Genomic DNA, 5159 nt, shown 5'->3' with positions numbered 1-5159 from the left:
GATGACCGACACGCTCACCAAGCTCGCCAACGGTCATCCCGCCAACAGCGTCGGCGAACTCATGCCTTGGATCGCCGTGGCCTGAGAACATCGGTTACCCATCTTCAACATTACGACCGCAAAGTCGGTGGACGTCAGCAACGTCTGACTAGCCGCAATCAGGCGGCGGCTATTGCTCAAGATAGTCGTCGATATCCTCTGGATGATGTCGTTCCAGCCAATCGTGTGCCGTGGCGCGGAGCAGCGCATCGTTCCGAACAAGCTGGTCGTAGAGCTCGACGAGCTGGAACGTGGTCTGGCGCGGCTCGAGCCGATGGGACTGCCGGTGATGCTCGAGCATAGTGCGATATCGCTGACCGCCTGAGATCGTCTCGGCAATCACCGCGCGACAGTGGGTGCGAATTTCGTCGTGGTTAGCTGGGGTGAGGACCGCCTCCAGCGCTTCGACATTGTAATGCCAAGGATTAATCTGGACGTCTGTCTTCCAGAGTTCGAGGTAGCCGGAGACTCTAAACAGGGCCGCTATCTGAAGATCCCACTCCGGATGGTTCCGGACGATCTGGTCGACGTCGGTGAAGTTCTCCACCTTCGGATCGAGCTTGCGCACGCCATCGAGGATCGCGTTCTGGGCCGCGTGCGTCATCGCGACCGGGTTTGGCCGGGCTCGCCATGCGGCGAGCTCTTGGGCCGAGACGGTCTCGGTGATGCCCTTGAGCTCGAGGAGGAGCGGACTGCGGCGCAGCTGATCGGGCGTGCAATAGTCCTCGTCGGCAACTAGCTGCACGCCGACGCGGGCGTAGGCGCGGGCAACAAGCCGCGAGCAGAACTGTCGGCGTTCGCGCGGGCGCTTACCTGGGAGAACCGAGCGGACGGCTTCGCGCACCGAATAGCGTGTACCCACTTCCGATCGGGCGAAGTTGATGACTTGTTCGAGTCGCGCGGGGGAAAGCTGCTCGCGCAGGCGAAAGGCATAGACACGCTCGAATGGCTTGAAGAGCTCGCGCTGGAGATTGCGGGCCTGCACGCCGTCTCCGGTGGAATCGATCACCGAACCGTGCTGTACGCAGATCATTGCGTGGGAGACGACGGCTAAGGTCGTGGCGCGAATGCCCTTACCCGCCGCTGACTTGCTGGCGGTGAGAACGATGTCGCCCGGTTGAAGGGCGTCAATATTAATGCGTTTCATGTAGCGCTCGACCTCGGCGATGACGGCTTGCAAGCCAGTCGTATGTTTAATTCGCCAAAGAGACAGTCGCGATAGCGCGTACTTCGGCAAGCAAGAGAGGGGAAAGCCCCAGCGCTTCCATCGGTCGGGTACGCAGCCACTGCAGCGCACCGGCGGTATCGAGGTCCTTACGCGCGGACATTTCGTTCAGTTTCATTGCGGTTACACGCGACAAGCCCAGCGAAATAAAGCTGATCATCGTTTTGTCGGATGCCCCGATCTCCAGGTAGAGCGGCAAAGACGGTATGCTCGAGACCATGTCCACCAACCCCGCGCTGTCGAGTGCGTAGACAAGAAGTGCGCAATAGCAGCCAAATAGTCGAACGGCTTGGAAACGAATGTCTCCCTCGATCAAATCTAGGGTGTTTCTGATGGTCGTTCGAACAGGCTTCGACGTATTTCGTGAAATTTGCTCGTCGATGATCTGAGGAAGCGGCAGGCCAAGCATCCAGCGTCGCGCGATCAGAGCGTGGAACCGATGCAGATTCTTGGAGGTATCGATGCCGAGAATGATCTCGTGGCAAAGCTCCAGGACATCCGCATAGGACTGGAAAGCTTCACTCTCGCGGGGGTGCAGGGGGATGAGGGTCCGAGCGACGTCGGGGCCTTGAGCCACTTTCGCGCTTATCCGGTCGTAGAGCCGCTGTTGTTTGTGTGCGGATATGTTTGGTGTCCGGCGGATAACCGCTGCCGGGAGGGTGAGCATTTCACTTGCGGCGGCGAGCGCGGCCTCTAGCAGGCCCGACTGTGCATCGCCTGCGGCGACGCCTGCCCGTTCGAATGTCTGACTGAGGTCTCCGCCTTTGAAATCGGTATAAAGGCGGACGAAGGTGGTCTCGAGATCGGTTTCATCGCTGCGACCAACGCTCGGCGTGCCTGCCATCACGGTCATGAGCTGATCGTGATGGTCGTTCAGGCTGGTTTCGATCGCCGGAGTGATGATCGAGTCCTTGGGACCTTCGAGCGGCTTCTTCTTCCATCTGTCGTAGTCGATGAGGAAGATGTTGCCTTGGAATTCTCGTTTCAGTCTGCCCGCGCGACCGGCGAGGTTCCAGAAGTCGGTCGACTCCAAAGCTTTGGTCCGCCCCTTCTCCGGAGCAAACATGAAGATGTTTTTGGCAGGCAGATTGACGCCTTGCAGCAGTGTGCTCGTGCATACGAGGAAGTCGACCTCACCGGACGATACTGCCGCTTCAATTGCGCGTCGAAGCTGAGTGGGGATGTTGGAATAGTGAAACGCGACGCCGTACTTGACGCACTCAACCAACGCGTAGTTGGCGTGGACCGCTTCTTTAGCCAAGTCCGACAGAGCCAAGCGCGCGACAGTCGGCTCGCGATCAGACATTAGCTCGGCCAGTTGAAGCGCAACACTCTCGGCCTCCGCTGCGCTGTTTGCATAGATGATGTTCGAATGTCCGCGCCCGAGTACCGCCGGAATATGGACGAGTTTCTCTGTTCGGCTCGCGACCGTTCGATCCAGCTGCAGCGTCGCGACTGACCGTAGCGCCTTTGATCCGTCCCCTGCAGTCTTGATCGAAAGTTTGCCCTTGTTCGCTGACTCGATGCTGGTGACCAGGAAGTTCTGGGCAACGGTCGGCTCTACAGACGAGAATTCGATCACGTCGTCCAAGCCGAATAGCCGGCCGAAGATATCCAGATTGCGGATTGCCGGACTGGCGAAGAGGATCTGGGATGTCGGATTGCGGAGAAGCAGATCATCGATAACCCATTGAAGCAGAACCCCCCGCGATCCGTCCGCGATCGAATGCGCTTCATCGACGATGATGACGCTGGCGCTAAAGTCGGGATGGGCGCCGAGAGCGAGTTGCACCCTCTCTTGCGTCATCACATAGATGGCGCGCTCGGCAAGCGTGGTGTCCGCGTCGACCGGCACCGTGACAATGTCGGGAACATCGTGTGTCGTTCCCTCAAACTGAACCTTCAGATCCTCCGCGACCTGAGCGATCAAGGCACGAGTCGGGACGATGTAGACAACCGATTTTGCCTGGTCGTTGCCAAAGAGCGCCGAAAGATACCCCTGCAATACAAAGGATTTTCCCGCCGATGTGGGCGCGGCTAGCGCAATTCGGCGGCTCTGCATAAGGCTAAGCCATAGCTTCTGCTGGAAGTCTGTTAGCAGCACCGTGTGCCCGTTTATCGTCACCTCATGCGCATCGGCCGACGCGATTTCTTCAGCGACAAGCGCGAACGGAAGGCTGGGCTGTGCGGACCCTACGTCTGCTCTCGTGCCGATGGATGGGAAGTTACCAAGACGCATGAGCACGACGCGCAGGGCCTGATCCAAGGGTGCCTGCTCGGTGCCAAACAGATCGTATGCACAAGTCGCCACCCTGAAGGCGGCGCGTCGATGATCTGCTGTCTCCGAGCAAGCCAGGATGGCCGCTGAACGCATCAGCCGCGTGGCATCTTTAATGTCTGCGGGGCCGGCATCGACGCCGCCGATCTCTTTAGTGAGCCATGCGAGCTCGATGCGGTGCGCCGCGTCGTGAAATCTGGGATTTCCCCAAACTTTGTCTGCCAGTTCCTGCATCATGGAAGCCAGCCAATACGGGCCTGGAAGAGATCGCGAAATTCCTGCACGGCTGGGAGCGGGAAGAAGAAGAGCTCCACATCCTGGGATTCCAGTCCCGCCGCCTCGAGCGCAGCGGCAACCTTAGGAGCGACCGCTTCGAGATGCTCCTTCGCCAACGCTCTAAAGGCATCCTCCGCGCCTTGGTCGCCGGCGGCGCTGGCCTTTTGGAAGCCGTCGAAATCGAAGCCGATCAGGCAGGTGATGACGTCCTTGCGCTCGTTATATTCTTCCTCATGCGGATCCAGATATCGCAGAAGGGCTTCCTTGCCTTCGGTGCCCAATCCTGTGAAATCGATATTTCGCTGAACAAGCTGTAGTTCGTGGTCCAGCTCGTCCGGCTCCAAGGATTTTGCGATCGATTTCGCGGCGGACGTGATGGCTGCACCGACGTCGCCATACATTTTCGACTCTCCCCAATACAGAAAAAGCCGCGCGGTCTCAGGGCAGTATCGAACATGGACCCCGTCCGCGCCGTGAACGGGCATCTGCGGATTGGTTTTTAAGGTCATCTTCGCGATGACCTGTGGAGCGCCTAAAATCCATTCTGTCAGGAGGTACAACAGTAGCTCGCCAGCTTCGCCATTCCGGTTTGTTGCCTTGTGCGCCTTGATGAAAAGCTTGGCGGCCGCATCATTGAGTTGAGTGGTTTTGACCAGGAAATCGTCGAACGGCAAGGTCGACTGCAGCGCTCTCACTGCATCAATTTCCTTTCGCGTCAGCGCGAAAGGGGTCAGATGAAGCCATGTCAGTTCCACCAGTTCGTGAACCGTAGTTTTGCCCTGCCGGAATGCCGGGAAATGCAGTCGAAGAGTGACGCCTGTGCACTCGCACAGTACCTCATGCTGTAGCTCTCTTATCCTCGGCCCTAGTTTGGTATAGTCCCGGCGAAGAGCCGCAAGAACCGTATCCAAGTCTGGGCTTTCGGTCTGCTCTGTGCTCTGCTGGCTCAACTTGCCCCCGGCCGATCTGACCCCTCCAACAAGCGTAGCGCGAAGATGCGCTAAAGTAAGCAGAAACTTGGCCAAACGCGAAGGGTCGCGATGGCCGGCGGAGGAAACAATCAGGTCAGCCTTTAGTGTCCGGCTTTCCGACTGAACAGATGAAGACTCGGCTATCGGCTTCCGGGAAGCCGCCGGTGTGCAGGAAGCGCAATCTACGTTGTTGTGCGGTGGCAGTCGTACAGCCGTCGAATGTCGGTTCTTCGCCGAACCTGCCCTTCGACACGTCGCAAGGGATCGGCAGGAATGTCGAAGGGTTTCGGGCGCCGGCAGGCGTACGAAAGTCTTACAAGTACGACCCGCGGTGGGGCTCGCACAGGTCTATGGGTAAAAGGGCTTTGGT

At 58.6% G+C, this 5159-nt stretch carries 3 protein-coding genes; all 3 read right to left on the bottom strand.

Annotated features, from left to right (window positions below; genetic code table 11):
• Positions 1-169: 169 nt before the first annotated feature.
• From HGI47_RS21935 to HGI47_RS21925, 3 genes are read right to left on the bottom strand one after another with little or no spacing between them, the layout of a single operon-like run.
• A complete protein-coding gene (locus HGI47_RS21935) occupies positions 170-1219 on the bottom strand; it encodes a YiiX/YebB-like N1pC/P60 family cysteine hydrolase (RefSeq protein WP_168854876.1) in 1050 nt (349 codons plus the stop codon).
• 13 nt (positions 1220-1232) lie between these two features.
• Positions 1233-3779 (bottom strand): DEAD/DEAH box helicase, encoded by a 2547-nt coding sequence (locus HGI47_RS21930; RefSeq protein WP_168854875.1) that lies wholly within the window; start codon positions 3777-3779, stop codon positions 1233-1235.
• On the bottom strand, positions 3776-4768 hold the full coding sequence (locus tag HGI47_RS21925) for a DUF1837 domain-containing protein (protein ID WP_168854874.1): 993 nt from the start codon (positions 4766-4768) through the stop codon (positions 3776-3778). The genes HGI47_RS21930 and HGI47_RS21925 overlap by 4 nt, the downstream gene beginning before the upstream one ends.
• Positions 4769-5159 lie beyond the last annotated feature (391 nt).

The sequence above is a fragment of the Novosphingobium sp. ERN07 genome, from assembly GCF_012641335.1.
GTDB lineage: Bacteria > Pseudomonadota > Alphaproteobacteria > Sphingomonadales > Sphingomonadaceae > Novosphingobium.
This window is presented reverse-complemented; position numbering and strand designations above follow the sequence as displayed.

What these genes read in the sequence shown, in the direction of transcription:
- HGI47_RS21930 (WP_168854875.1), bottom strand. Translation starts at nt 3,779, where the DNA reads ATGATGCAGGAACTGGCAGACAAAGTTTGGGGAAATCCCAGATTTCAC.